The 25,303-nt window shown below is 71.0% G+C and carries 20 protein-coding genes; 8 read left to right on the top strand and 12 right to left on the bottom strand.

The window, feature by feature from the left end:
* Window positions 1–68: 68 nt before the first annotated feature.
* The 7 genes from AKJ13_RS01080 to AKJ13_RS01050 all read right to left on the bottom strand — a co-directional run bounded on the left by AKJ13_RS01080 (window position 69) and on the right by AKJ13_RS01050 (window position 8,146).
* Window positions 69–851, bottom strand: a complete 783-nt coding sequence (locus tag AKJ13_RS01080; protein ID WP_050731734.1) for an SDR family NAD(P)-dependent oxidoreductase — start codon at window positions 849–851, stop codon at window positions 69–71.
* Window position 852: 1 nt separating this feature from the next.
* Window positions 853–1,911, bottom strand: a complete 1,059-nt coding sequence (locus AKJ13_RS01075; protein ID WP_050731733.1) for a phosphotransferase family protein — start codon at window positions 1,909–1,911, stop codon at window positions 853–855.
* Window positions 1,908–3,143, bottom strand: a complete 1,236-nt coding sequence (locus AKJ13_RS01070) for an acyl-CoA dehydrogenase family protein (protein ID WP_050731851.1) — start codon at window positions 3,141–3,143, stop codon at window positions 1,908–1,910. Before AKJ13_RS01070 ends, AKJ13_RS01075 begins: the two co-directional genes overlap by 4 nt.
* A gap of 214 nt (window positions 3,144–3,357) precedes the next feature.
* Window positions 3,358–4,863 carry an ATP-binding cassette domain-containing protein gene (locus AKJ13_RS01065; RefSeq protein WP_050731732.1) on the bottom strand — a complete coding sequence of 502 codons (1,506 nt, stop codon included), beginning with the start codon at window positions 4,861–4,863 and terminating at the stop codon, window positions 3,358–3,360.
* Complete coding sequence (locus AKJ13_RS01060) at window positions 4,860–5,780, bottom strand: branched-chain amino acid ABC transporter permease (RefSeq protein ID WP_050731731.1); 921 nt, start codon at window positions 5,778–5,780, stop codon at window positions 4,860–4,862. The genes AKJ13_RS01065 and AKJ13_RS01060 overlap by 4 nt, the downstream gene beginning before the upstream one ends.
* Window positions 5,781–5,991: 211 nt before the next feature.
* Entirely contained in the window at window positions 5,992–6,867 is an 876-nt protein-coding gene (locus AKJ13_RS01055) for a branched-chain amino acid ABC transporter permease (protein WP_050731730.1), read from the bottom strand.
* Window positions 6,868–6,886: 19 nt separating this feature from the next.
* Window positions 6,887–8,146, bottom strand: coding sequence for an ABC transporter substrate-binding protein (locus tag AKJ13_RS01050; RefSeq protein WP_050731729.1), 1,260 nt, complete (start codon window positions 8,144–8,146; stop codon window positions 6,887–6,889).
* 312 nt (window positions 8,147–8,458) lie between these two features.
* Between AKJ13_RS01050 and AKJ13_RS01045 the strand changes: the two genes are divergently transcribed.
* The 5 genes from AKJ13_RS01045 to AKJ13_RS01025 all read left to right on the top strand — a co-directional run bounded on the left by AKJ13_RS01045 (window position 8,459) and on the right by AKJ13_RS01025 (window position 13,787).
* The gene (locus AKJ13_RS01045) at window positions 8,459–9,484 is read left to right on the top strand and encodes a cyclase family protein (RefSeq protein WP_050731728.1); all 1,026 of its coding nucleotides are present in this window, start codon (window positions 8,459–8,461) and stop codon (window positions 9,482–9,484) included.
* A gap of 10 nt (window positions 9,485–9,494) precedes the next feature.
* A complete protein-coding gene (locus AKJ13_RS01040; RefSeq protein WP_050731727.1) occupies window positions 9,495–10,445 on the top strand; it encodes a 3-hydroxyacyl-CoA dehydrogenase family protein in 951 nt (316 codons plus the stop codon).
* Complete coding sequence (locus AKJ13_RS01035; protein WP_050731726.1) at window positions 10,442–11,200, top strand: SDR family oxidoreductase; 759 nt, start codon at window positions 10,442–10,444, stop codon at window positions 11,198–11,200. The genes AKJ13_RS01040 and AKJ13_RS01035 overlap by 4 nt, the downstream gene beginning before the upstream one ends.
* Before the next feature lie 340 nt (window positions 11,201–11,540).
* Window positions 11,541–12,425 (top strand): 3-keto-5-aminohexanoate cleavage protein, encoded by an 885-nt coding sequence (locus AKJ13_RS01030; RefSeq protein WP_050731725.1) that lies wholly within the window; start codon window positions 11,541–11,543, stop codon window positions 12,423–12,425.
* Window positions 12,426–12,557: 132 nt separating this feature from the next.
* A complete protein-coding gene (locus tag AKJ13_RS01025) occupies window positions 12,558–13,787 on the top strand; it encodes an ABC transporter substrate-binding protein (protein ID WP_050731724.1) in 1,230 nt (409 codons plus the stop codon).
* A 218-nt stretch (window positions 13,788–14,005) separates the two neighbouring features.
* Here AKJ13_RS01025 and AKJ13_RS01020 read toward each other — a convergent pair whose 3' ends face one another.
* A complete protein-coding gene (locus AKJ13_RS01020; RefSeq protein WP_050731723.1) occupies window positions 14,006–14,887 on the bottom strand; it encodes an aldo/keto reductase family oxidoreductase in 882 nt (293 codons plus the stop codon).
* 92 nt (window positions 14,888–14,979) lie between these two features.
* Here AKJ13_RS01020 and AKJ13_RS01015 point away from each other — a divergent pair, with 92 nt between their 5' ends.
* Entirely contained in the window at window positions 14,980–15,900 is a 921-nt protein-coding gene (locus tag AKJ13_RS01015) for a LysR family transcriptional regulator (protein ID WP_050731722.1), read from the top strand.
* On the opposite strand, the gene AKJ13_RS01010 is transcribed toward AKJ13_RS01015, so the two are convergent.
* The 3 genes from AKJ13_RS01010 to AKJ13_RS01000 all read right to left on the bottom strand — a co-directional run bounded on the left by AKJ13_RS01010 (window position 15,884) and on the right by AKJ13_RS01000 (window position 21,953).
* The gene (locus AKJ13_RS01010; protein WP_050731721.1) at window positions 15,884–19,099 is read right to left on the bottom strand and encodes an autotransporter domain-containing protein; all 3,216 of its coding nucleotides are present in this window, start codon (window positions 19,097–19,099) and stop codon (window positions 15,884–15,886) included. The genes AKJ13_RS01015 and AKJ13_RS01010 overlap by 17 nt on opposite strands.
* 383 nt (window positions 19,100–19,482) lie before the next feature.
* Window positions 19,483–21,249: a methanol/ethanol family PQQ-dependent dehydrogenase gene (locus tag AKJ13_RS01005; protein ID WP_082316831.1), complete on the bottom strand. Its 1,767-nt coding sequence runs from the start codon at window positions 21,247–21,249 to the stop codon at window positions 19,483–19,485.
* A 107-nt stretch (window positions 21,250–21,356) separates the two neighbouring features.
* A complete protein-coding gene (locus tag AKJ13_RS01000; protein WP_007560851.1) occupies window positions 21,357–21,953 on the bottom strand; it encodes a TIGR00730 family Rossman fold protein in 597 nt (198 codons plus the stop codon).
* Between the two features lie 227 nt (window positions 21,954–22,180).
* Here AKJ13_RS01000 and AKJ13_RS00995 point away from each other — a divergent pair, with 227 nt between their 5' ends.
* Window positions 22,181–23,626 (top strand): LysM peptidoglycan-binding domain-containing protein, encoded by a 1,446-nt coding sequence (locus AKJ13_RS00995; RefSeq protein ID WP_050731849.1) that lies wholly within the window; start codon window positions 22,181–22,183, stop codon window positions 23,624–23,626.
* Window positions 23,627–23,631: 5 nt separating this feature from the next.
* Here AKJ13_RS00995 and AKJ13_RS00990 read toward each other — a convergent pair whose 3' ends face one another.
* Window positions 23,632–24,966 carry a PLP-dependent aminotransferase family protein gene (locus tag AKJ13_RS00990; RefSeq protein ID WP_050731848.1) on the bottom strand — a complete coding sequence of 445 codons (1,335 nt, stop codon included), beginning with the start codon at window positions 24,964–24,966 and terminating at the stop codon, window positions 23,632–23,634.
* A gap of 103 nt (window positions 24,967–25,069) precedes the next feature.
* On the opposite strand from AKJ13_RS00990, the gene AKJ13_RS00985 reads away from it, so the two are divergent.
* Window positions 25,070–25,270, top strand: a complete 201-nt coding sequence (locus AKJ13_RS00985; protein WP_050731720.1) for a DUF1127 domain-containing protein — start codon at window positions 25,070–25,072, stop codon at window positions 25,268–25,270.
* The last annotated feature ends 33 nt before the right edge of the window (window positions 25,271–25,303 follow it).

The following is a 25,303-nucleotide window of genomic DNA, read 5'->3' as shown; positions in this document are numbered from 1 at the left end:
CTCCCGTGCGGGAGAGGGGACCTGCGCCAGGCTCGGCCGGCGGTCCGATTGTTCGACGCCGGCCATCGTCACACCTCCGACTCCGCCAGCATCGACCGGCGCAGGCGCGCCATGCCGGCGAGCCAGCGTTCGGGGTCGTCGGCCCGGCGGCGGGCGTAATCTGCGACCTGCGGGTGCGGCAGGATCAGCAACCGGCCGGCGGACAGCCCGTCCAAGGCCGCCTCGGCCACGGAATCGGGCGAGAGCACGCCGTCGCGGGCGGCCGCGCTGGCCGCGCCGAGCATGGCGGTCTCGACGCCCTGCGGGCACAGGGCGGCGATCCGGATGCCGTCCGCGGCATGCGCGATGGCGAGGTGTTCCAGGAAGGCCAGGGCGGCGTGCTTGGTGGCCGAATAGGTGGCGCTGCCGATCTGGCTCAGCAATCCGGCGGCCGAGACGGTGCCGAGGAAGGCGCCCCCGCCCCGGGCGAGCCAGAGCGGGATCAGGACGCGCGCCGCGTGGACATGGCCCATCACGTTCACCGACCAGGCGCGTTCCCAGCTCGCCGGATCGGCCGAGGTCGCGAGTGCGGGATCGGGATCGCGCTCGAGGATGCCGGCATTCGAGCAATACAGGGCGATCGGCCCGATCTCGGCCTCGATCCGGGCGAGGGTCCCGGCGACGGCCTCGGCATTTGCGACGTCCAGTGGATAGGCTCGGCCGCCGAGCCGGGCGGCGACAGCCTCCGCTCCGGCGCCGTCCCGGTCGAGGGCGACGATTTTGGCGCCCCGCGCCTGCGCGGCCTCGGCGAGCGCCCGGCCGATGCCCCTTGCGGCTCCGGTGACGGCGACGACGCGGCCGGCGAGATTCATCTCAGGCTCCCGCCCGCTCGGCGAAGGCCCAGGCCATGGCGGCGAGCGTCGGCACCCGCGCCGCCATGGCGGCGGCGTGCTCGCTCGCGGCGTTGCCGGCCTTGGCGCGGGCGGCCACACCCTGGAGGATGCCGACCAGCCGGAACAGGTTGTAGGCGAAGTACCAGTCGAGCTCGGGCAGGTCCGCCCGGCCGGCGGCCCGGCAGTAGAGCGCCACCGCCTCGTCCCGGGTCGGGATGCCCAAAGCCGGCAGGTCGAGCCCGCAGAGCGCACTGCGGCCGTCCGCGGGCAATGCCCAGTGCATCAGCAGGTAGCTGAAATCGGCGAGCGGATCGCCCAAAGTCGACAGCTCCCAGTCGAGCACCGCGCTGACGCCGCCGTCGGGCGAGAAGATCAGGTTGTCGAGGCGGTAATCGCCGTGGACGATGGCGGTGCCCTGCTGTTCGGGTACGGTCTTGGGCAGCCAGGCGATCAGGCGCTCGACATCCTCCAGCCGGTCCTCCTCGGCGGCGCGGTACTGGCGGGTCCAGCGGTCGACCTGCCGGGCGAAGTAGTTGCCGGGCTTTCCGTAGTCGGCGAGCCCGGCCGCCTCCGGGTCGATCGCGTGGAGCCGGGCCAGCGTGGCGATCATCATGGCGTAGTGCCGGTGTCGGCCATGGGGGTCGAGGCCGGGCAGGCTGCCGTCCCAATGCACCGTGCCGCCCACCGCCTCCATCACGTAGAAGGCCGCGCCGATGATGGTTTCGTCTTCGCAGAGCGCGAAGGGGCGGGGGACGGGAAACCCCTCGCCGTAGAGCGCGCCGATCACCCGGAACTCGCGCTCCACCGCATGCGCCGAGGGCAGGAGCGGCCCGAACGGCTTGCGCCGGAGCACGTAGGCCTGGCCGGGCGTCTCCAGCCGGTAGGTCGGGTTCGACTGGCCGCCGCGGAACTGCTGCACGGTGAGCGGCCCGGCATAGTCGCGGACATGCTCGGCGAGCCAGGCGGCCAGCCGCGCCTCGTCGATCCGATGGCGCGGCTCGACCGGCTTCACGCCGGAAAAGGCGTCGGGGCCGCTCATGTACCCTCCCGGGCATTGGTGTAGCGCCCGAATTCGAGCCGGGCGATGGAGCGGTTGTGCACCTCGTCCGGCCCGTCGGCCAGCCGGAGGGTGCGGATATGAGCGTACATCCTGGCCAGTCCGAAATCCTCGGACACGCCGGCGCCGCCATGGGCCTGGATCGCGTCGTCGATCACCTTGAGGGCGATCCGCGGGGCGGCGACCTTGATCATCGCGATCTCGAGCTTGGCGCCCTTGGCGCCGACCTTGTCCATCATGTCGGCGGCCTTCAGGCAGAGCAGCCGGGTCATCTCGATGTCGATCCGCGCCTCCGCGACCCGCTGCTCCCAGACTGATTGCTCGCTGATGCGCTTGCCGAAGGCCACCCGGGAGACCAGCCGGCGCGCCATGGCCTCCAGCGCCACCTCGGCCGCCCCGATGGTGCGCATGCAATGGTGGATGCGCCCCGGCCCGAGCCGTCCCTGCGCAATCTCGAAGCCACGCCCCTCGCCGAGGATCAGGTTCTCGGCCGGGACGCGCACGTTCTTCAGCACCACCTCGCCGTGGCCCTTGGGCGCGTCCTCGTAGCCGAAGACCGGGAGCAGGCGCTCGACGCGCAGGCCCGGCGCATCCATCGGGACGAGGATCTGCGATTGCTGCCGGTGGCGGGGGGCGTCCGGATCGGTCTTGCCCATCAGGATCGCGATCCGGCAACGCGGATCGCCGACGCCGGTGGACCACCATTTGCGGCCCTCGATGACGTAATGCTCGCCGACCCGGCGGATCGCGGTCTCGATGTTGGTGGCGTCCGAGGAGGCGACGTCGGGCTCGGTCATCAGGAAGGCCGAGCGGATCTTCCCGTCCATGAGCGGCTTCAGCCACGCCTCCTTCTGGGCCGGGCTGCCGTAGCGGTGCAGCACCTCCATGTTGCCGGTATCCGGCGCGGCGCAGTTGAAGCATTCCGACGCGATCCCGACCTTGCCCATCTCCTCGGCGCAGAGCGCGTAATCGAGGTTGGTCAGGCCGGCGCCGCGATAGTCATCCGTGTCGTGCTCGGGCGAGGGCGGCAGGAACAGGTTCCACAGCCCTTCGCCGCGGGCCTTGTCCTTCAGCCGTTCCATTGTGGCCGAGGGCGCACAGCTCGCCGCCCGCTCGGCCGCCACCGCGGCGGCGGCGGGCCGAATCGCGTCGGCGATGAAGGTGCGGATCCGGGTCAGCCACTGCGTCTGGGATGGGGAGAGGTCGAAATCCACGGCATCCGCTCCGCTCTGGCCCAGCGCCGGATGCGCCGCCTCGATGACTTCGTCCGTTCCACCCAACCCCTCATCCTGAGGCGCCCGGCGATCGCCGATCGCCGGGCCTCGAAGGAGCCCTCCAGCCGCTTGCAACCCCTGGAAGCCTCCTTCGAGGGCTACGCTGCGCTTCGCCACCTCAGGATGAGGGGATGGGTGGGAGGCACGGGATACCTTACAAATACTTCGACCCCATCTCGCCCGCGAAGCGGTCTGGCGGGCCTTCCCAGGCGATGCGGGCCTGTTCCAGCACGTAGACCCGGTCGGCATGGGGGAGCGCGAAGGTGACGTTCTGCTCGCCGAGCAGAACAGTGATCGGCGTGGTCTGGCGCAGGCGCTCAAGGGCCTTCGACAGCAATTCCAGGATCACCGGGGCGAGGCCGAGCGTCGGCTCGTCGAGGATCAGGAGGCGCGGGCGCATCATCAGGGCGCGGGCGATGGTCAGCATCTGCTGCTCGCCGCCGGACAGTGTGCGGGCGGTCTGGCCCTCGCGGGCCTTGAGGATCGGGAACAGCTCGTAGAGCCATTCGCGCCGCTGCACGCTCTCGGCCTTGGTCACATGCTGGCCGCCGAGATCCAGGTTCTCGCGCACGCTGAGATCACCGAACAGCTCGCGGGTCTCCGGCACCTGGACGATGCCGGCCCGGGCGATCGCGGCAGGGCTCAAGCGCGCGAGATCCTGGCCGTCGAACCGGATCGTCCCGGTATGCGGGACCAGCCCCGAGATGGCGTTGAACAGGGTGGTCTTGCCGGCGCCGTTGAGCCCCACCACCGAGACGAACTCGCCCTCGTGGACGTGGATCGCGGCGCTGCGCAGCGCCTGCGCCTTGCCGTAGAGCACGTCGACGCCCGCGACGGTGAGCAGCGAATCCGGTTTGAACGCCGCCTCCGGGCGGGCCGCGGTCTCGATGCTGCCGCCGAGATAGACCCGGCGCACGGTCGGGTCGGCCATCACGGATTCGGCCGAGCCTTCGGCGATGCGCTCGCCGAGATACATGGCGAACACCCGGTCCACGAGGGCCGCGACGCTCTTCACGTTGTGGTCGACGAGGAGCACCGCCTTGCCCTCGTCGCGAAAGCCCCGGATCAGCTCCGAGAAGGCTGCGACCTCGCCGCCGGTCAGGCCCGCAAACGGCTCGTCCACCAGCACCACCCGGGGGTCGCGGGCGATGGCCTTGGCGAGTTCCAGGCGACGGAGATCCGCGAAGGGCAGGGTGCCGGGTCGCCGATCCGCCACGGCGCCGAGGCCGACGCGCTCGGCGATCTCTTTTGCCCGCCGCGCCACGTGCGGGTCCGCGGCCAGCCGGATCAGGCTGTCGGGCAGGAGGGCGAGGCTGATATTCTCCAGCACGGTCTGCCGCTGGAGCGGGCGGGCGTGCTGGAACACCAGGCCGATTCCCTGACGAGCGACCCGGTGCGCCGGCAGCCCGCCGATCTCGGCGCCGTCGAGGCGGATCGAGCCGGCGGTGGGCCGCTCCAGCCCCATGATCAGCTTCATCACGGTGGACTTGCCCGAGCCGTTCGGCCCGATCAGGCCCAGGATCTCCCCGGGTCGCAGGTCGAGATCGATGTCCTTGACCGCGACCAGTCCGCCGAACCGCTTGGTCAGGCCACGGACCGTGAGGCAGGGCTCGGCGCGGGGCACGGTGCGCAGCGGCGCGGGCCTGACGGCGACGGTCATCGCGCTCTCCGGACGGATGCGAGGCCGAGCAGCCCCGAAGGCACGAACAGGATGACCAGCAGGGCCACCGCCGAGACCACGAAGGTCGAGAGGGGCCCGAGCGGCCGCAGCAGCTCGCCCGCGGCGATCAGGAACACGGCCCCCACGGCGGCGCCCACGATGGTCCGGCGTCCGCCGAGCACCGCCGCGATGATCACCTGCACGCCCACCGCGGTGTTGATCAGCGTGCCGACCGACGCGGTGCCCATGTAGAAGACCACCAGACCACCCGCGAGGCCCGAGAAGGCGGCGCTGACCGCGAAGGCCGCGAGCTTGTGCTTGGCGACGTTGAAGCCCAGTGCCCCGGTCACGATCGGGTCCTGGCCGGCGGCCTGGAGGATCAGACCCGCGGGCGAGCGGGCGATGGCGGTGAGCACCAGCCCTGCGAAGGCCATGAAGCCGAGCGCAATCCAGTAATTGGTGTCGGCGTCGATGGAGATCACGTCCGGCACCGTAAGGCCGATCTCGCCGCCGGTGATCCCGGAGAACACCACGATCATGTTCTGCAAGAGCAGCACCGCGACCAGGGTGATCAGCCCGAAATACGGGCCCCGCACCTTCAGGGCCGGCAGCGCCAGGGCCAGGCCGCCGACCACCGCGAGCACGGTCCCGGCCGCCAGGCAGTAGGGGATCGGCACTTCGTAGCGGTTGTTGAGGATGCCGGCCCCGTAGGCCCCGAGCCCGATCAGGAAGGTCGGGCCGAAATTCACCTCGCCTGCGAAGCCGAACAGCAGGTCCCAGGCCATGGCGAAGACGCCGAAGTAATACGCGATGGTCAGGAGCCCGAGGATGTAGCCGGAGACGTACCAGGGGAGGGTGGCGGCGACCGCGACGGCGAGGATCGCGATATAGAAGCCGGGGGTGGTGAGGAGCTTCATGGATTGGCCTCGCACACGGCAGCGATCCGGCTCATTCGGAGCGGAGGCCCCTCCCATTCATTCCCCTCATCCTGAGGTGCCGCGCCAGCGGCCTCGAAGGAGGGCTCCAGGGATCGCGCGGCTAGCTGGAGGGCTCCTTCGAGGCCTCCGCTGCGCTCCGGCACCTCAGGATGAGGGATGTTGCCGGGAATGGCCCCGTTGGAGGAAATCATCACCGCCGCCCCAGCAAACCCTGCGGGCGCAGGTACATCACGGCCACAAGCAACAGCAGCGCCGGGATCACCCGGTAGGCCGGGGAGATCAGGTAGGCGGTGGCGGTCTCGAGATAGCCGACCACGTAGGCGGCAATCAGCGAGCCGGTGACGCTGCCCAGTCCCCCCAGAACCACGATCGAGAAGGCGCTCGCGGTGAGCGGCCCGACCGAATACGAGGACACCCCCAGGAACATCCCGAGCAAGACCCCGGCGATGCCGGCGAGCAGCCCGTAGATCGCCCAGACCGCGACGTAGATCCGGGACATGTCGTGGCCGAGCAGCGTGACCCCGCGGGGGTTCATGGAGGCGGCGAGGAGGACCTTGCCGGCGCGCGCCTTGTTCACGAACAGCCAGAGCAGGCCGATCACGATCCAGCAGATCACCGCGGTGAAGATCTCGTTCTTCGGCGTGCGCACCCCGGCGATCTCGATCACGCCCTCGACGATCGGCAGCACCGTCTTCGGGTTGTCGGTGAAGAAGTAGGCCACCAGCTCCTGGATCATGATCCCCCAGAGCAGGGTGCCGGTGAGCACGAAGATCTCTTTCTCCTCGCGCGGGATCGCGCGGCTGCGCTCGATCGGAGCGACGATCGCGAAATAGGTCACCAGGGCGGCGGCTAGGCAGCACAGGATGCCGATCCCGGCGCCCGCATAGGAGCCAAGGCCGAACTGGGCCGAGGCCGCCCAGGCCGCGACCGCGGCCATGACCATCAGCGCGCCGTGCGAGAGGTTCAGCACGCCGGAGACGCCGAAGATCAGGGTGAAGCCCATCGCGCCGAGCGCATAGAGCGCCGAGATCGCGAAGCCGTCGACGAGGATCTGAAGCCCGATCATCGCGCTCTCCCCGCCCGCATCACTGCACCGCCGGCTTGACCGCGGGCGGGAGGACCAGCTTCCCGTTGGCCACCTCCGTCGGCCAGATCGCGACCTGCTTGCCGTCCTGCCACTGCGCCAGCAGCCCGGTGACGAAGCCCCGCCCGTACTTGATCGAGTGGGTGAAGGTCTCGTCCTTGCCGTAGAACTGGATCCGCCCGACCGTGCCGAGCCAGTCGGTCTTCTCCAGGGCGTCGACCAGCTTGTCGGCTTCGGTGCTGCCGGCGCGCTTCACCGCGTCCGCGGCGTAATGCATGGCGTCGTAGGCCATGTAGCCCGCGTAGGACGGGGCGCCGCCGAAGCGCTTGATGTAGGCGTCGGTGAAGGCATTCGTCTTCTCGGTCATCGCCACCCCCGGCACCGCGATGGCGTCGAACAGCACGCCCTGCGTGCCGCCGTTGGTGTTGGCCCAGAACGTCGAGGAGGTCGCCTGGCCGCTGATGCCGGTCATGGCGATCGGAACCTGCTGGTTCTGCCATTGCACGGTCGGCTGCACCCCGACATGGGCGATGCCGGTCACGATCAGGTCGGGCTTGGCCGCCTCGATCTTGTTGTAGATCGGGGTGAAATCCCCCGTATCCGGCGAGAACCGGACGTGCTCCACCACCTTCAGCCCGGCCTTGGGGAGGCATTCCTCGTAGGCCGCGTCCAGCGGGCGGGTCCAGGCCGCGTCCTCGCTCATGATCGCGGCGGACTTGGCCTTGAGCAGCCCGACCAGCGCCTCCTTGGCCGAGTCGCAGACCGACTGCGCCAGGGCGTGCGAGGTCAGGTAGCCGTGGAAGGTGTAGCGGTTGCGCGCATAGTCCTTATGGACCGCGACGCTGATCTCGTTGGAGGCCGCCCCGGGCGTGATCATCGGGGTCTTGAGGCGGGCCGACCACGGCATCAGGGCCAGCACGACTTCCGAGATGTAGCTGGCGATGACGAGGTTGACCTTGTCCTCGCTGACCGCCCGCTGGAAGGCGCGGACCGCGTCGGAGGCGGAACTCTTGTCGTCGTAGGTCACGACCTGGATCTGGCGCCCGTCGATGCCGCCCTGGGCGTTGATCTCGTCGGCGGCGAGCTGGACCGCCTTCGGGATCGCGGACCCGGCCACCGACTGTGCCTCGGCGATCACCCCGATCTTGATCGGGTCGGCGGCGCGGGCCTGCCCGGTGAGCATCAATCCCGCCGCGAGCAGCGCGGGCAGCGTGCGCCGAATCGGGGCACGCCGAGCGACGACGCGCACGGTCTCGGACATCGGCGATTCCTCATCCCAGGCGCCCGAATTTTTTATTCGCGGGCTTGGGATGAACTGTATCCGCGCCAAAGCAGAGCACAAGACCTGCGTCGGGATCGGCCGGTGACGTTTCGGCCCAGTCGTTTTCCGCCCGGGGTATCGACTCGCTGCGCGCCGGCCTAGGCTCCGGGCGGCGCCGCGAAACGCGGGCCCGACAGCCTCGAAGAAGGGCGACGGACAGGTGAGGAACGCACGCTCGGCCGCGGCCGGGGTTCGCCCCGGACCGCGGCCCCGGATTCCGGCGACGCGCCTGCTGCCGCGGGGAACGCGCGCATGAGCCTGCGCTGGACCCGGCGCCCCGAGGGCTCGACCTGGGGGGATTTCGGCCCCGACGACGAGCGCGGGCGGCTGAACCTCCTGACCCCCGAGAAGGTCCGCCAGGGCGTCGCCGAGGTGCGCGAGGGTCTGACCTTCTGCCTCAGCCTGCCCCTCGACCTGCCGGGCGGCAACGTCCTCAATCCGCGCCGCCACCCGCCGCAGATCACCCCGACCCGGCGGGCCAACGGCCGCCCGAACATGAACTTCCCGGTCTGCGAGGAGGTCGACGGCGCCACCGACGTGATCTGCGACGACCGCGCGCTGATCCACCTGCAATACTCGACGCAGTGGGACTCGCTCGCCCATGTCGGCTCGCTGTTCGATGCCGACGGCGCGGGCGCCGCGCCGACCTTCTACAACGGCTTTCGCGGCGGCCGGGACATCGTCGGGCCGAGCACTCCCGAGGCCGGCGACCAGCCCTCCCGGGCCAAGAGGCTCGGCATCGAACGGCTGGCCGAGGTCGGCATGCAGGGCCGCGCCGTGATGATCGACCTGCGCGCCCATCTCGGCGACGCCAAGACCCGAGTCGGCTACGATCAGCTCGCCGGCATCATCGAGGCCGACGCGGTCGTGGTCGAGCCCGGCGACATGGTCTGCCTGCATACCGGCTTCGCCGCGCGGCTGATCGCCATGGGCGGGGAGCCCGATCCGAAGCAGGTTCACAACCTCTGCGCCGGGCTCGACGGCCGGGACGCGCAACTCCTCGACTGGATCACGCGCTCGGGGCTCTGCGCGCTGATCGCCGACAACTACGCCGTCGAGACCTATCCGGCCGGGGCGGGGCCACCCTGCTGCGCGACCCTTCCGCTCCACGAGCACTGCCTGTTCAAGCTCGGGGTCAATCTCGGCGAGCTCTGGCACCTGACGCCGCTGGCCGATTGGCTGCGCGCCCATGGGCGCAACCGCTTCCTGCTCACCGCGCCGCCGCTTCGCCTGCCGGGCGCGGTCGGCTCGCCGACGACGCCGATCGCGACGGTGTGAGGGAGACACCATGACGGAAATCGCGATCGTCGGCGGCGGCCTGATGGGCCACGGCATCGCCCTGGTGCTGGCGCTCCACGGGCATGCCGTGCGGATCACCGACACGGATGCGCAGACCCGCGCCCGGGTGCCGGCGCTCATGGAATCGGCTCTGGCGACCCTGCAGGAGGCGGGCGCTGCCCCGGACGGCTGGGATCCCGCGCGGCTCGCCCAGGCCGTCCGGGTCGAGGCGGAACTCGAACCGGCGGTGGCCGGCGCCGGCCTGGTCATCGAGGCGATCACCGAGAACCCGGAGGCCAAGCGGGCCCTGTTCGCCGCGCTCGACCGGCTCTGCCCGGCCGACGCGATCCTGGCCAGCAACACCAGCTATCTCGACGTCTTCCCGCTGATCCCGCAGGCCCGGCAGGCGCGGGCGCTGGTCATGCACTGGTACACGCCGCCCTACATCATCGACCTCGTCGACGTGGTCCCGGGCCCCGGCACGGATCCGGCGGTGATCGCGGCGATGCGCGACCTCGTGCTCGGTCTCGGGCAGGTGCCGATCGTGCTGCAGCGCTTCATCCCCGGCTACGTCGCCAACCGGATCCAGTCGGCGATCAGCGCCGAGGTGTTCCGGCTGCTCGACGAGGGCATCGCCGCGCCGCGCGAGATCGACGCCGCGATCATCCACGGGCTCAGCTTACGGATCCCGATTCTCGGCCACCTCGCCAAGGCCGACTTCACCGGACTGGACCTGACCCGGCGCGCCCTGGCGAACGGCAGCTACACGCCGCCTCCGGCCCGGGCCCGCTCCGAGACCCTCGACGCGCTCTGCGCCGAGGGCCGGACCGGGGTGATGGCCGGCCGGGGCTATTTCGACTGGGGCGGGCGCGAACCCGCAGAGCTGTTCCGCGAGCGCGACCGCAAGCTCCTGGCGCTCAAGCGGGCGATGGCCGGGATCGGCCGGATGGAGGGCACATGATCGGCGCGGACCTGTCCGGACGGCGCATCCTCGTCACCGGCGCCTCCTCGGGCATCGGGCTGGCCACGGTGACGCTGTTCGCCCACAACGGCGCAAGCGTGGCCCTGAACCACCTGCCCGACGATCCCCGCGGCCCCGCGGAGGCCGAACGTCTTGCCGCAGAAGGCCTGGCCGTGATGGCGTTGCCCGGGGACGTGTCCCGGCCCGGGGAAGCCGAGGCGATGGTGGCGGCCGGGATCGCGAAGCTCGGCGGCCTCGACGTGCTGGTCAACAATGCCGGGACCTCCGGCACCACCGCGCCGATCGCCTTCGAGGATCTCGACGCGATGACCGAGGAATTTTGGGCCACGATCCTGGCGACGAACCTGATCGGCCCGTACCGGTGCGCCAGAGCCGCGGCGGCCAGTCTGAAAGAAAGCCGCGGGGCGATCGTCAACACCGCCTCCGTGGCCGGGCTCGGGCGGCGGGGCTCCTCGATCGCCTATTCGGCCAGCAAGGCCGGGCTGATCAACCTGACCCGCAGCCTCGCCCGGGCGCTGGCCCCCGAGGTGCGCGTCAACGCGGTCGCCCCGGGCCTCGTCGCCACCCCCTGGACCGAGCCCTGGCCGGAAGCCCGCAAGGCCGCGACCGTGCAGCACACGATGCTGCGCCGCATGGCCCGGCGCGAGGACATCGCCGAGACGATCTTCTTCCTGGCCGCGGGCGCCGCCTACATCACCGGCGAGACGATCACGGTGGATGGCGGGGCGATGTAGCGGGCTCAGGCTCCTGCGGGGAGTGACGTCTTATAGAGGTTTGGAGCGCGACCGCTCTTGAAGGCCGCGCGGCGCTCCCTCTCCCGTTCGGGAGAGGGTTGGGGTGAGAGATCAGGTTCTTCCGGAGAGGTCGCACCCCTCACCCTGTCCCTCTCCCGCACGGGAGAGGGGACCCGTGCCCCTCACGGGCAACGGCAAGGCTCTATCCAACGACGGAAGCGCGCATATCCGGTAGCCCCGGTGGGAGGGCAAAAGCGCAGCGGTTCAAAGGCTTGACGCAGAACCTGATGGGTCGGCCCGGCTTCCCGCGGGAGGCCCCGTCAGGATCAGGGAGACAAACATGTCCCGGACGACCGTCATCACCTGTGCCCTCACGGGCTCGTTCGACACGCCCCGCAAGAACCCGGCGGTGCCGGTGAGCCCGAAGGCCATCGCGCGATCGGCCCTGGAGGCCGCCGCCGCCGGCGCCGCGGTGGTCCACATCCATGTCCGGGATCCCGAGACCGCCGCGCCCAGCATGGAGCTCGCCCATTACCGCGAGGTGGTCGAGCGGATCCGCGAGCAGAACGAGTCCGTGATCCTCAACCTCACCACTGGGGCCGGGGGCCGGTTCGTGCCCGGCGACCCCGACCCGTCGGTGGCCGGGCCCGGCACCACCTTCGTGTCGCCCGAGACCCGGACCCGACACGTCGCGGCGCTGCGCCCCGAGATCTGCACCCTCGACATCGCGACGATGAATTTCGGCGAGCACCTGTTCCTCAACACCCCCGCGCATCTGCGGGCCATGGCGGCGCAGATCCGCGAAGCCGGGGTCAAGCCGGAGATCGAAGTGTTCGACCTCGGCCAGATCGAGCTGGCCCGGCACCTGATCACCGAGGGGCACCTGGCGCGACCGCCCCTGTTCCAAATCTGCCTCGGCATCCCCTGGGGTGCCCCCGCGACCCCGGAGGCGCTGGTGGCGATGCGCGCCCGGCTGCCCGAGGATGCGATCTGGTCGGCCTTCGGCATCGGCCGGGAGGAATTCCCGATCCTGGCGGTCGCCGCCGGCATGGGCGGCAATGTCCGGGTCGGGCTGGAAGACAACCTGTACTTGTCCCGGGGCGTGCTCGCGCCCAGCAACGCCGCCCTGGTCGAGAAGGCCGTCAGCCTGCTCGCCCATCTCGACCGCGAACCGGCCAGCCCGGACGAAGCCCGGGCGATCTTCGGGCTGACGCCGCGCGGATGAGGCGAGGCCCTGACGGATCGCCCGCATCCTCTCATCCGCCCGTATCTGCGCTCATCCGACACCGCTAAACTGAATTCGGATATCCCGAGCGGCGAACAACGCCGCCGCGTCCAAGAACACAGGGAGTGAGCCATGACGGTCCGCCACCGCGCCGCGGGACTGATGGGGATTCTGTGGGCGCTCGGCGCCGGGACGGCCCTGGCGGCCGACCTCGTGCCGGTGAAGATCGGCGTGCTGAACGACCGCTCCGGCGTCTATTTCGACTCCACCGGCGAGGGCTCGGTGGTCGCCGCCCGCATGGCGGTCGAGGACTTCAAGCCGGAGGCCCACGGGCTGAAGGTCGAGGTGGTCGCCGCAGACCACCAGAACAAGCCCGATGTCGGCGCCTCGATCACCCGGCAATGGTACGACCGCGACGGCGTCGACGCGGTGTTCGACGTGCCGACCTCCTCGGTGGCGCTCGCGGTGGCGCAGATCACCAAGGAGAAGAACAAGGCGTTCGTGAATTCCGGCGGCGGCACCGCAGACCTGACCGGCCCGGCCTGCACCCCGAACACCGTGCACTGGACCTACGACACCGCGGCGCTCGCCAACGGCACCGGAAAGGCGATGCTCAAGCGCGGCGGCAAGACCTGGTACTTCATCACCGCCGACTACGCCTTCGGCCTCGCCTTGGAGCGCGACACCAAGGCGGTCGTCGAGAAGAACGGCGGCACGGTCGTGGGCGGCGTGCGCACCCCCTTCCCGAACCCGGATTTCTCCTCGTTCCTCCTGCAGGCGCAGGCCTCCGGCGCGCAGGTGATCGGCCTGGCCGATGCCGGCCTCGACGCGGCCAACGCGATCAAGCAGGCGCACGAATTCGGCATCCGCCAGGGCGGCCAGAAGCTCGCGGCGCTTCTGATCGCCATCACTGACATCCATTCCCTGGGCCTCGAAGTCGCCCAGGGACTCGAATTCACCGCCTCGTTCTACTGGGACCTCAACGACGGCACCCGGGCCTTCTCGGACAGGTTCGGCACGCGCATGTCCGGCCGGAAGCCGACCTCGTATCAGGCCGGCGTCTACGCCAGCACGCTGCATTACCTGAAGGCCGTGGCGGCCCTGCACTCGGCCAAGGACGGCGCCGCCGTGGTCGCCAAGATGAAGGCGCTGCCCACCGACGATCCCCTGTTCGGGACGGGTACGATCCGGCCGGACGGGCGCAAGATCCACCCGATGTACCTGTTCGAGGCCAAGGCACCCTCCGACTCGAAGGGTGAATGGGACCTCTACAAGGTGCTGGAGACGATCCCGGCCGAGCAGGCGTTCCGGCCGATGGGCGAGGGCGGCTGCCCGATGGTGGCCGGCATGACGGGCAAGTAGGGCCCTTCGGGCCTCGCGCCGCGTGCTCTCCTCTCCCTTGCGACTACGGACCACAGGTTTGAGGCACGCGGCCGATGACGGAGCGCGACAGGCCCCCTCTCCCGCTCGGGAGAGAGGGGACCCGCGCTCTTCCAGGCGGGCGGACGCACGCGCCGAAACCGCAAATCCGTGTCACCCATAGCCCTCGCGGGGAGGGGATAGAGCTAAACGCCTTGCCCTCACGCCGCCCCGATCCGGTCGAGCGCCGCCAGCGCCTCCTCCGGCAGGCGCAGGCCCGCCGCCGCGAGGTTCTCGCGCAGGTGGCCGAGCGAGGACGTCCCCGGGATCAGCAGGATGTTGGGCGACCGGCGCAGCAGCCACGCCAGCGCCACCTGCATCGGCGTCGCGCCGAGCCCGGCCGCCACCTCCGACAGGGTGCTCGACTGCAGCGGGCTGAACCCGCCCAGCGGGAAGAACGGCACGTAGGCGGTGCCGGCCGCCGCCAGATCGTCGATGAACGCGTCGTCGCCCCGGTGTGCGAGGTTGTACTGGTTCTGCACGCAGACGATCTCGGTGATCCGCCGCCCCTCCGCCACCTGACGCGGCGTGGCGTTGCTCAGGCCGATCCGGCGGATCAGCCCTTGCCGCTGGAGATCCGCCAGCACCGTGAGCGGCGCCTCGATCGATCCCTCGGCCGGTCCGTGAACGTCGAACATCAGGCGCAGGTTGACCACGTCGAGAGCATCGACGCCGAGGTTGCGCAGGTTGTCGTGGACCGCGCTGGTCAGCGCCTCGGCCGAGAAGGCCGGGTTCCACGAGGCGTCGGCCCCGCGCTTGGCCCCGACCTTGGTGACGATCACGAGATCGTCCGGGTAAGGGTGGAGCGCCTCGCGGATGATCTGGTTGGTGACGTGCGGCCCGTAGAAGTCGCTGGTGTCGATGTGGTCGACGCCCGCTGCCACGGCCGCGCGCAGCACCGCGACCGCTTCGGCGCGGTCCTTCGGCGGACCGAACACGCCGGGTCCGGCGAGCTGCATCGCCCCGTAGCCCAGCCGCTTCACGGTCCGGTCGCCGAGCCGGAACGTGCCGGCCTGCGCAATATCCGCGGTGCTATCGGTCATGGCGAATCTCCTGTTGGTGCCCCGGATGTAGACGGCACCGATTGCGCCGATAAGCCGTGACTATCGGCACGGCCCGTGCGCATTCTCGAACAATGACCGCCGATCTCGCCGACCTCACCGCCTTCCTGACCGTGGCGCGGGCCGGCGGGTTTCGCGATGGCGCCCGCGCCGGGGGCCGGAGCGCGTCGAGCCTGAGCGAGGCCGTGCGCCGGCTGGAGGCGGGGCTCGGCGTGCGCCTCCTGAACCGCACCACCCGGAGCGTCGCCCCCACGGAGGCGGGGGCCCGCCTGCTCGAACGGCTCGGCCCGGCGCTCGCCGAGGTGGACTCCGCCCTCGACGTGGTGAACGGCTTTCGCGATCGGCCGGCCGGGACGCTCCGGCTGAACGTGCCGCTGAGCGCGGCCCGGCTGGTCCTGCCCGCGCTCGTGCCGCCCTTCCTGGCGGCCTACCCGGAGATCCGCCTGGAGGTTGTGGTCGAGGACGGATTCGTGGACGTGCTGGCGGCCGGCTGCGACGCCGGCATCCGCTACGACGAGCGGCTGGAGCAGGACATGATCGCCGTGCCGATCGGCCCGCGGCGGCAGCGTTTCGCCACCGCGGCGGCCCCCGCCTATCTCGACCGGCGCGGGCGGCCGGACCATCCGCGCGATCTCCTCACCCATGCCTGCCTGCTCGGCCGGTTCCCCAGCGGCGCCCTGACGGCGCCGTGGGAGTTCGAGCGCAGCGGGGAGGTCGTCCGGGTGGACCCGACCGGGCCGCTGATCGTGCGGGTCGGCGCCAGCGACCTCACGGTCGAGGCCGCGATCGCCGGCACCGGGATCATCCACCTGTTCGAGGACTGGCTGCGGCCGCATCTCGACAGCGGCGCCCTGGAGCCGGTGCTGGAACCCTGGTGGCAGGACTTCTCCGGCCCGTTCCTCTACTATCCGGGCCGGCGGCACCTGCCGGCGCCCCTGCGCGCCTTCGTGGATTTCGTCGGCGCGCAGGGCTCGCGCGCTAGAACCGGAGGGTGAAGTTGCCCTTCACCGCCTGGTCCTGCGCCCGCGCGCCGGTCTGGCCCGTGTAGGACACACCCAGCGTCGCGTTCGGCGCCACCGCCAGATCCAGGCCCACCTGCGCCACCAGCGCGTCCCGGTCGATCGGAACGCCCCCGCTCAGGAACGCCGGGCCGCCCGCACCGAAGCGCAGCAAAGCCGTCGGCACCACGTCACCGAACGCCCGCCGGTAGCCCACAAGACCCCGCAGCGTCACCGGAAGCCCCAGACCCAGATCCAGGCTCGTCTGCGCCCGCACGCCCGCGGTCACCGCCCCCAGATCGTAGTCGCGCGCGAAGCTCACCAGCGCCGCCGCGCCGCCGGCCTCCGCGAACCCGTCCCGCCGGATCCCGACATACGCCCCGCCCACGAATGGCTCGACGTAGCTCGCCGCCGGCTGCACCGCGAAATCCGCCCCGTCCTTCGACACAAGCGCCGCCACGGCCGGCGCGCCCAGCGGGATCTTCCAGCCGATCTCGCCAAAACCCTGCACCGTGTAGCCGCCGCCATGGCCGCTCAGCGTGTCGGACAGCCCGTACGCCACCGCCCGGCGGGTGCGCGCGTCCGTGTCGGCGTAAATGGCGCCGAGCCGCAGCGACAGCGGCCCGACCTCATAGCCGCCATACACGCCGCCGAACCCGCTCTTGAGCGTCGCGCTCTCCGCCCGGCTCGTGCCGCCGACCCGGCCGGCGCTGTCGAGATAGGCCTCGGTGTAGCCGCCAACCACGCCGAAGCGCAGCCCGCTCGGCAGCCGCACGTCCGCGCCCGCCGCGAAGCCGGCGATCTGCCGGTCGAGGTCGAACGCGTTGCCGCCGCCATCGGCCGTGCCGAAGGACCCGAAGCCCTGGCCCCACAGCCCGAACACCTGCGGATCGAGCGTGCGCACCGGCACGGCCGCCACCACCGGCGCCCGGCCGGGCAGGTCGGCCGTGTAGGCGGACGGCAGGCTGCCGTAGTCGAGCCCGGTGCCGGGGTTGCCCCAGCGCAGCCGGTCGAGCACCGCCTCGCGCACGAAGAAGGCGGTCTCGTAGGCCGCCGACACGGTGCCGGCGTGGATGTCGCCCGCGAGCGCCCGGAAGCCGGCATCCGCCTCGCTGGTGGTGAAGGCGACCGCCGCGTCGGTGAGCCGGCCGGCGCCGATCGCCTGGACGGCGTTGGCTGCCGCGATGCCGTTGCGGCTGGTGGCGGAGGCGGAGAACGGCACGTCGTTGCGGGTGAGCGTCAGGTCGACTTCGTTGGGCAGGTAGCGCAGGCCCGGGGAGAGGAAGGCGAGGTTCGACGTGACGCCCGCGAACTGGCCCGACACGCCGCCGGCGGCCGACAGGATGGTGTAGGTGGTGCGCGGGTTGTAGGCGCCGGAGGCGGCCAGCACCTGGACGGTGCCACCCGACAGCGCGGCCTGTCCGCCGGCGGTGATGCGGTCGGCCTGTCCGGCGGCGTTGGCCTCGACCCGGTAGGTCGAGCCGGGCGCGAAGGCGACGCTGCCAGTGACGGAGAGCGTGCCGATCGAGTTGCCCGGCGACACCGTGCCGCCCGACAGCGCGCTGAGCCCGCCCAGCGTGCCCGTGCCGCCGAGCTCCGCACCCTGCCAGACCGTCACGGTCGAATTGGCGAGCGAGCCGTTCACCGCGAGCCGCCCGGCCTGAACCGTCGTGGCGCCACTCAGCGTGCTGAGGCCGGTGAGCGTCAGGGTGCCGGCATTGGTCTTGGTCAGGGTGCCGGTGCCCGAGATGGCGTTGGCCAGGGTCCCGTCGGTGGATTGATCGACCACGAGGGCCGCGTTGTCGACGATCGCCCCCGTGCCGAAGGCGCCGGCATGGCCGACCAGCGTTCCGCCGCTGATCGTCGTGCCGCCCGCGTAGGTGTTGGCGCCGGTCAGGACCAGGGTCCCGCTGCCGAGCTTCTCGAGGCTGCCCGCGCCGCCGATATCGTTGCGCCAGACATCGTAGGCCGAGAACCCGCCCTTGGCCGCATCCAGGGTGACGCTGACCGGACCGTTGAAGGCGCCGTAGCCGTCGGCGGCGGCGAACAGGTTGATGCGGTCGTAGCCCAGGCCGTTGTCGAGGAAGCCGCCGGACGGCAATTCGGTGGTGGCGATCACGTCGCGGCGCTGCGCCGCCGTGAGGTAGGGAAAGCGCGTCGCGAGCAGCGCCTCGGTGCCGGTCGGGACCACCGGCGGCAGGTTCGTGGGCCCGACCGACGGGAAGCCGTAGGTCAGGCGGGCCGTGTAGGCGGCCTTGTTGCGGGCGTAATCCGAGAAGCGGTCGGTCGCCGGATCGACGGCGCGGGCGCACCGTTCCAGCGGCCCGCCGCAGGCTTGGCTCAGGTAGCTCTGGGCCTGCGCGAAGGCCTCGCCGATCAGGGTCGCGTTGGCCGGGTCGTTGAGCGCGCGGATGGCGAAATAGGTCGCCAGCACGCGCCCGCCCATCACGTCGGTGGGCGAGTGCATGCCCGCCTCGATGCGGTTGTCGCTGAGTTCGCTCGCGCGGGTCAGCAGTTCTTGGAACCGCTGCGGGACCGCGTAGGCCAGAGCCATGGCCGAAAGGTAGGCGGCGTTGGTGTGGCCGCTCGGAAAGCCGCCGTCACTCGCCGGGTTCGCGCCCTTCTCCGGCACCAGGGAGGCCGGAACGACGAAGGCGAGGCTCTGGCCGTTCAAGCTCTGACGCCAGGGGCGCCAATAGCTGTAAGCGTCCTTGGCGGGGCTGGTGGAGGCGTTGTTCCGGAACGCGTTGACCAGCTGCACGACCTTCCCGAGGGGCGAGGTCGTGACGCCGGCGCCGGTGCCCTGATCGTTGTACTGCACGCGCGCCGTGCTCGCGTCGAAGGCCGGGATCGTGGTGGTCGCCCCGGATCCCGCCCGGTAGGCCTGCGCCAGCGGCCCGAGGCCGTCGATGACGCTGTAGCTCTGGTTGCGACGGTCGTCGTAATAGGCGGCGATCTCCTGATCGCGGGTCCGCTCGCGCGCCCGGTCGGCGACGATCTGAATGTTGCGCAGCAGGATGGGCGCCCCGAGGGCCGTGGCCTTTCCGGTATCGTAGGTCCGCCCGGGGATCCAGAGCCGGCTGAAGCCCGACAGGATATCGACGCCGTTGCCGCTGCTGACCGTCTGCGCCTGAGCGCCCGAACCGAGGACGGCGACCATCATGGCGGCGGTCGAGACGCCGTGTCGTAATTTCATAGCTCACCCCGAATCGCACGGCCGTTCGGCCTTCGGGGCAAGGGAGATACGAAGATTTAGCCGCAGGGCATCGTCATAATCACGTCATGTTTCTCGATGCGCGCCGCTGTATTACTAATACAACACCGATAGGCGATACAGACTGAACACTTATCGATTAATTTCTTATCTGGCAAAATTTAAAATCTGCATCGTCATTCGAATCCGGTACGCTGATCTTTCTGATTCGCCACGCCATCCAAAACTCTTTTGTTCAGCGCGCTTCAGAGCTCCTCACAAAACTCCCGGCCACCTGGGAGTTCTCCCTCTGACCGCGACAGCGCAGCGGGAGTTTTGTGAGAGGCTCTCGAACCCGCTCTGCGATCCGAAGCGGCCGCAACCCATCATTCCGGCAGTTCGAACACGGTGAGCTGCCCGCCCGGCGCCGTATATTGCGACAGGGCCGCGTAGCCCCCCACCGCGCCCGAGCCGTCGGCCGGGTCGGTCAGCCCAGCCGCCAGCCCGATCCCGGCCCAGCCGCCGATCCCGGAGAGCACCGCCAGGTATTGCTTCCCGCCGTGCAGGTAGGTGGTGACGTTGCCCACGATCCCGGAGGGCGTCTTGAACCGGTAGAGCTCGTGCCCGTCCCGGGCATCGACGGCCTTCAGGTAGCCTTCGAGCGTGCCGTAGAAGACCACGTTGCCCGCCGTGGCCAGCGCCCCCGACCAGACCGAGAACGGCTCGGGAAGCGACCACGCGATCCGCCCCTTCGCCCCATCCCAGGCGATGAACGCCCCGGTCCGGTCGGTGCCTTCCGGCGGGTGCAGGGTGAGCGTCGCGCCGACATAGGGCTGGCCGGGCGTGTAGGTGACCCGGAACGCCTCGTAATCCATGCACATGTGGTTGGTCGGCACGTAGAACAGCCGGGTCAGCGGCGAGTAGGCTGCCGGCTGCTGGTTCTTGGCGCCGAGCGCCCCGGGGCAGATGTTCTTGGTGACCTCTTCCTCGTCGGCCTCGCCCGGCGCGTAGCGCTTGTCGACCACCGGCCTGCCGTAGCCCGGCGAGGCGCGGTCCAGGTCGATCCGGCGCGCCCAGTTCACGCTGGGATCGAACTTGTCCGCCACCAGCACCTCGCCGGTGGCGCGGTCGAGGGTGTAGCCGAAGCCGTTGCGGTCGAAATGGGTCAGCACCCGGCGCGGGCGTCCGTCGATCACCTGCTCGGTCAGGATCATCTCGTTGACGCCGTCATAATCCCACTGGTCGTGGGGGGTCATCTGGTAGAGCCAGCGCGCCATCCCGGTGTCGGGATCGCGGGCGATGATCGCCATCGTCCAGCGGTTGTCGCCCGGGCGCTGGGCCGGGTTCCAGGTCGCCGGGTTGCCGGTGCCGTAATAGACGAGGTTCAGATCCGGGTCGTAGGAGAACCAGCCCCAGCTGCAGCCGCCGCCGATCGTCCACTGGTCGCCCTCCCAGCTCCTGAGCGAGGAATCCCGCCCGATCGGGTGCCCGAGTTCGGTGGTTCTCTCCGGGTCGACCAGCATGTCGGCATCCGGCCCGGTGGCGTAGGCGCGCCAGAGGCGCTGGCCGCTCGCCTGGTCGTACGCGGTGACGTGGCAGCGGGCGCCGTACTCGCCCCCGGCGATGCCGACGATGAGCTTGCCGTGCACCGGCAGCACCGTGGCAGTGTTGGTCTCGCCCCGGGCCGGATCGCCGTTCTTCACCGACCACAGGACCCGGCCGGTCTCCGGGTCCAGGGCCACCACCGTGGTGTCGGCGAGTTGCAGAAACAGCCGACCGTCGGCGTAGGCCAGCCCACGTGAGACCGTGTCGCAGCACATCACCGCGATCACGCCCGCATCCTGGCGCGGGGCGTAGCGCCACAGGATCTTGCCGTTCTGGTCGAGGTCAAGGGCGTAGACCAGGTTCGGGAACGGGGTGTGCACGAACATCCGATTGCCGATGACGATCGGGGCGCCCTCGTGGCCGCGCAGCACGCCGGTGGAGAAGGTCCAGGCGACCTTGAGCCGCCCGACATTGCCGGCATCGATCTGGGCCAGCTCGGAATAGCGGGTGTTGGCGTAATCCAAGGTCTGGAGGACCGGCGGCTCCTCCGCCGACGCCGCGCCGAGGAGACCGGCGAGCGTCAGGGCCGCCAGGATCGGGACGCGCATGCTCGGACTCCACCTGCCGCCGCCCGGCGCGGCGACGCCGGCCTCATACACGACCATTTGCGCCGACCGTCCGGATCGCCACCGCGGCCAAGCGTCCGCGCCCGGCCTCACATCCGCTCTTTGACGATCTCCTCGGCCTGCGGGTCCGGCTCGTGGCCGGCCTCGCGCAGCAGCGGCACCACCGTCGCCGCGTCCCGGGCGACGATGTAACTGAGGTCCAGCCCCTCGCGGATGAAGCCGTGGCCGCGCATGTGCTCGAACAGGGCGAGCAGCGGCGCCCAGAAATCCGCCACCGAAACCAGCACCACCGGCTTCCGGTGCCGCCCGAGCTGCGCCCAGGTGAGCTGCTCGACCAGTTCCTCCAGGGTGCCGATGCCCCCCGGCAGGGTCACGAAGGCGTCCGAGCGCTCGAACATCAGGCGCTTGCGGGTGTGCATGTCGGGCACAACCACGGTCTCCTGCACGTCGTCGAGCATGTGCTCGCGCGCCTGAAGGAAATCCGGGATGATGCCGGTGACGTGGCCGCCGGCCGCCAGCGCGGCGCGCGCCACCGTGCCCATCAGGCCGACATCGCCGCCGCCATAGACGAGGCCCATCCCGGCCTGCGCGATCGCCGTGCCGAGGGTCTCGGCGGCGTCGCGGAAGGCCGGGTCCCCGCCGAAGCCGGAGCCGCAATAGACGCAGACTGTCCTCACCGGAGCCATCCGGCGCCCTCCATCACGCAACCGTTGCGAGCCGTCGAGAAAGCCCCCCGCGCCCGGCGCTCCACGCGCCAAACTGCTGAATTCGCGTGGGATTCACCCGCCGGAGCGGCGGGACGGCTTGGTGTCGCGACCATGTACGGTATTATGGGCGGTGCAGTCGACGGTTTTTGAGCGGGCAGGCTGCCCATTCGCCGGGCGGCCGGCAGAGCAGGGAGGCCTTCGTGGCGATGTCGAGACAGGTGCGGCGCAGTCTCGCCCTGGCGCTCGCCGGCCTCCTCGGCGGCCTCGGCCTCGTGCTGGCTCTGTTCGGCGGCGGATCCCTGCGGCGGATGATCGACCGGCACGAGCCCGAGCCTCCCGCCGCCACGGCGCCGGCGCCGCAGGGCGGCCTGCGCAGCCTGACGGATCCCGGGGCGACGGCGCAATCCGACGCGCCGCCGATCGATTTTCGCGACGACAAGACCGGACAGGCCAAGACCGACGCGGCGAGGACCGACGCAGCGAGGACCGACGCAGCGAGGACCGACGCGGCCAGGCCCGGCGACGGCCGGTCCGCGATACGGGATCCGGCGGCGGGCGAGGTGCGCGCGGCCGATCGTGCGCCCGACGGCAAGCCGGCCGAGCCCGATCCCACCGCGGTGCCGCGCTTCGACATCGTCCGGGTCGAGCCGAACGGCGAGGCGGTTGTGGCCGGGCGCGGGGCGCCCGATGCCGAGATCGAGATGCTGGTCGACGGCAAGGCGGTGGCGCGGGCCAAGGCCGACGCAAACGGCCAGTTCGCCCTGGTTCCGCCAGCGCTGCCGGCGGGCTCCAGCGCCCTGCGGCTGCGCATGACCACCAAGGACGGACGGGCCGCGGATTCGCGCCAGAGCGTGGCGGTGGACGTGGCGCCCAACCGCGACCGGCAGCCCCTGGTGGCGCTGACCGCCCCGGACGCCGCGACGGTGGTGCTGTCGCAGCCGGGCGCGCCCGAGGCGGCGACGGGAACGGGCAGCCCGGCGACGAAAGCCCCGGGGGGGCCCGCCACGGCCGGAAAGGCGCCGGCCACGCAGATCGCCAGCGTGGACGTGCAGGAGAACGGCCGGCTGTTCGTGACCGCGACCGGGATTCCGGGGGCGAAGCTCCGGCTCTACCTCAACGACACGCTGATCGCCCCGGGCAGCGTCGGGCCGGACGGCCGGGCGAGCTTCACGATCGGGCGCGGCGTGAAGCCCGGCCAGTACCAGGTGCGGATCGACCAGATCGACCCGCGCACCGGCAAGGTCGCCACCCGCGCCGAGGTGCCGCTCGCGGTGCCCGAGCCGACCCGTGTCGCTACTAGCGAGGGCGCCGGGCAGGAAAGGCCGCGCGGCCCGTCGGGCCCGCAAGACGCCAGAAGCGGGCCGGGGGCGCCCCGTCCCCAGGACGGGCCCACCCCGGCGACGATGCCCTCCGCCCTCAGCGGGAACCCTGCCGAGACGAGCGGCCCGGCCCGGGCCGGCGCCGTGTTCGTGCCCGAGATCACCACCGCCAAGATCACCCGGGGCGACAATCTCTGGCGGATCAGCCAGCGCACCTACGGCCGGGGCGAGCGCTACACCGTGATCTACGACGCCAACCAGAACCAGATCCGCGACCCGGACCGGATCTATCCGGGCCAGATCTTCATCCTGCCGACCGACAAGCGGGGCTGACGCCCTCACTCGACGATCTGGTCGTCCTCCGCGAGGGCCAGGCGGCGCAGCATCTGGAGCGCCCCGGACAGCTCCTCCCGGGACGGCGTCGACAGGGCGAGGCGGACCGCGTTCGGCGCGTGGCCGGGATTCACCGCGAAGGCCGTGGCCGGCAACAGGGCGATGCCCCGGCGCAAAGCCGCGGCCGCGAAGGCCTCGGCCCGCCAGGTCTCAGGCAATTCGAGCCAGAGATGGTAGGCCCGGGGATCGCCGACCACCGTCAGGTCCGCCAGGATCTCCCGGGCGAGGGCCTGGCGGGACGCCGCGTCCCGGCGCTTGGCCTGCGCGAGCGCTGCGGCCGAGCCGCCCGCCATCCAATGCAGGCCGGCGGCGAGCGACAGGCCGAGTGCGGTCCAGGCGCCTTGCCGCACGGAGGCCGCGAGCCGGTCGGTGAGGTGCGGCGGGCCGGCGATCAGCCCGATCGTGAGGGCCGGCATCACCCGCTTCGACAGGCTGTCGATCAGGATCGTCCGGTCCGGCGCCAGGCTGGCCAGAGGCTGCGTGTCTGCGAGGAAACTGTAGACGGCATCCTCGATCGCCGTGAGCCTGGTCGTTTCGAGCACGCGGGCGATCTCGGCGCGGCGTCCGGGGCCCATGGTCGTGCCGAGCGGGTTCTGTAGCGTCGGCTGGAGATAAATGCCGCTCAGCGGCGTCCCCCGGTGCACCTGGAGGATCGCGTCGGGGCACACGCCCTCCGCGTCCATGGCCAGCGGCACCAGGGTGATGCCGAGCCGGGATGCGATGCCCCGAACCGACGGATAGGTCAGCGGCTCGCAGCCGATCCGCCCCCCCGGCGGCGCCAGGGCCGCGAGCGCGGCGGCGAGCGCCTGCCGGCCGTTGCCGGTGAACAGGATGTCGGCCGGTTGGGGCGCGTAGCCGTCCCCGGCGAGGAACCCGGCCGCGGCCGCGCGGGCCCGGGGCGTGCCGTCCGGGCCATACTGGTTGAAGCTGATCTCGGAGGCCCCGCGCGCCAGGGCGGCCAGGGTCTCGGCCAGCACGGCTTCCTGTTCCGGCAGCCGGGAATGGGTCCGCTGCAGGTCGAGAGCCGCCGGGGGCGGATCCGGCTGGAGCATCACGGCCCGGCCGGGCTCGGAACGGACGAAGGTGCCGCGGCCGACCTCGCCGGTCACGAGCCCGCGCCGGCCCAGCTCCGCGTAGACCCGGCTCGCCGTCGAGACCGCGATCCCCCGGGCATAGGCGAAGTCCCGCTGGGGCGGCAGCCGGTCGCCGGGGCGTAGCGCGCCCGCGGCGATCTCGGCGGCGACGACGTCGGCGACATCCCGGTAATCCGAGCCTCGCATCATTGCTCCGAGTGCAATGTTTCGATTGATCCGAGATCTCTATCGGTTCAATTCTGGCGCCGCAATCCCGGCCGGATCGCTTCCCGTCACCGGATCCTCTGCCATGTCGATCATCGCCTTCCCATCCGCCGCGTCCGCCCGGTCCGAGAACCGGCTCACCCGGCCCTCCCTGCTGCGTCTCTGGCTGCAGCGTATCCGGACCCGGCGGTCGCTCGCCGCCCTGAATCCGGACCAGCTGCGGGATGCCGGGATCGAACCCTGGCGCCTGCGCTACGAGATCCAGAAGCCGTTCTGGAGAGGATGACCGGCCCTGCGGTCGCTGCGGGTGCCTCGACCG

The organism is Methylobacterium sp. ARG-1 (assembly GCF_001262595.1).
Classification (GTDB): Bacteria; Pseudomonadota; Alphaproteobacteria; order Rhizobiales; family Beijerinckiaceae; genus Methylobacterium; species Methylobacterium brachiatum.
The sequence above is the reverse complement of the archived record's forward strand: the minus strand, read 5'-3'. Positions and strand labels throughout refer to the sequence as shown.

Excerpts from the sequence above, each read along its gene's own strand:
- AKJ13_RS01060 (WP_050731731.1), bottom strand. The coding sequence starts at position 5,780 with ATGAAGCTCCTCACCACCCCCGGCTTCTATATCGCGATCCTCGCCGTC.
- AKJ13_RS01050 (WP_050731729.1), bottom strand. The coding sequence starts at position 8,146 with ATGTCCGAGACCGTGCGCGTCGTCGCTCGGCGTGCCCCGATTCGGCGC.
- AKJ13_RS01015 (WP_050731722.1), top strand. The coding sequence starts at position 14,980 with ATGACCGCCGATCTCGCCGACCTCACCGCCTTCCTGACCGTGGCGCGG.
- AKJ13_RS00985 (WP_050731720.1), top strand. The coding sequence starts at position 25,070 with ATGTCGATCATCGCCTTCCCATCCGCCGCGTCCGCCCGGTCCGAGAAC.
- AKJ13_RS01030 (WP_050731725.1), top strand. The coding sequence starts at position 11,541 with ATGTCCCGGACGACCGTCATCACCTGTGCCCTCACGGGCTCGTTCGAC.
- AKJ13_RS01075 (WP_050731733.1), bottom strand. The coding sequence starts at position 1,911 with ATGAGCGGCCCCGACGCCTTTTCCGGCGTGAAGCCGGTCGAGCCGCGC.
- AKJ13_RS01080 (WP_050731734.1), bottom strand. The coding sequence starts at position 851 with ATGAATCTCGCCGGCCGCGTCGTCGCCGTCACCGGAGCCGCAAGGGGC.
- AKJ13_RS01010 (WP_050731721.1), bottom strand. The coding sequence starts at position 19,099 with ATGAAATTACGACACGGCGTCTCGACCGCCGCCATGATGGTCGCCGTC.
- AKJ13_RS01035 (WP_050731726.1), top strand. The coding sequence starts at position 10,442 with ATGATCGGCGCGGACCTGTCCGGACGGCGCATCCTCGTCACCGGCGCC.
- AKJ13_RS01000 (WP_007560851.1), bottom strand. The coding sequence starts at position 21,953 with ATGGCTCCGGTGAGGACAGTCTGCGTCTATTGCGGCTCCGGCTTCGGC.
- AKJ13_RS01020 (WP_050731723.1), bottom strand. The coding sequence starts at position 14,887 with ATGACCGATAGCACCGCGGATATTGCGCAGGCCGGCACGTTCCGGCTC.
- AKJ13_RS01005 (WP_082316831.1), bottom strand. The coding sequence starts at position 21,249 with ATGCGCGTCCCGATCCTGGCGGCCCTGACGCTCGCCGGTCTCCTCGGC.
- AKJ13_RS01055 (WP_050731730.1), bottom strand. The coding sequence starts at position 6,867 with ATGATCGGGCTTCAGATCCTCGTCGACGGCTTCGCGATCTCGGCGCTC.
- AKJ13_RS00990 (WP_050731848.1), bottom strand. The coding sequence starts at position 24,966 with ATGCGAGGCTCGGATTACCGGGATGTCGCCGACGTCGTCGCCGCCGAG.
- AKJ13_RS01040 (WP_050731727.1), top strand. The coding sequence starts at position 9,495 with ATGACGGAAATCGCGATCGTCGGCGGCGGCCTGATGGGCCACGGCATC.
- AKJ13_RS01065 (WP_050731732.1), bottom strand. The coding sequence starts at position 4,863 with ATGACCGTCGCCGTCAGGCCCGCGCCGCTGCGCACCGTGCCCCGCGCC.
- AKJ13_RS00995 (WP_050731849.1), top strand. The coding sequence starts at position 22,181 with ATGTCGAGACAGGTGCGGCGCAGTCTCGCCCTGGCGCTCGCCGGCCTC.
- AKJ13_RS01045 (WP_050731728.1), top strand. The coding sequence starts at position 8,459 with ATGAGCCTGCGCTGGACCCGGCGCCCCGAGGGCTCGACCTGGGGGGAT.
- AKJ13_RS01025 (WP_050731724.1), top strand. The coding sequence starts at position 12,558 with ATGACGGTCCGCCACCGCGCCGCGGGACTGATGGGGATTCTGTGGGCG.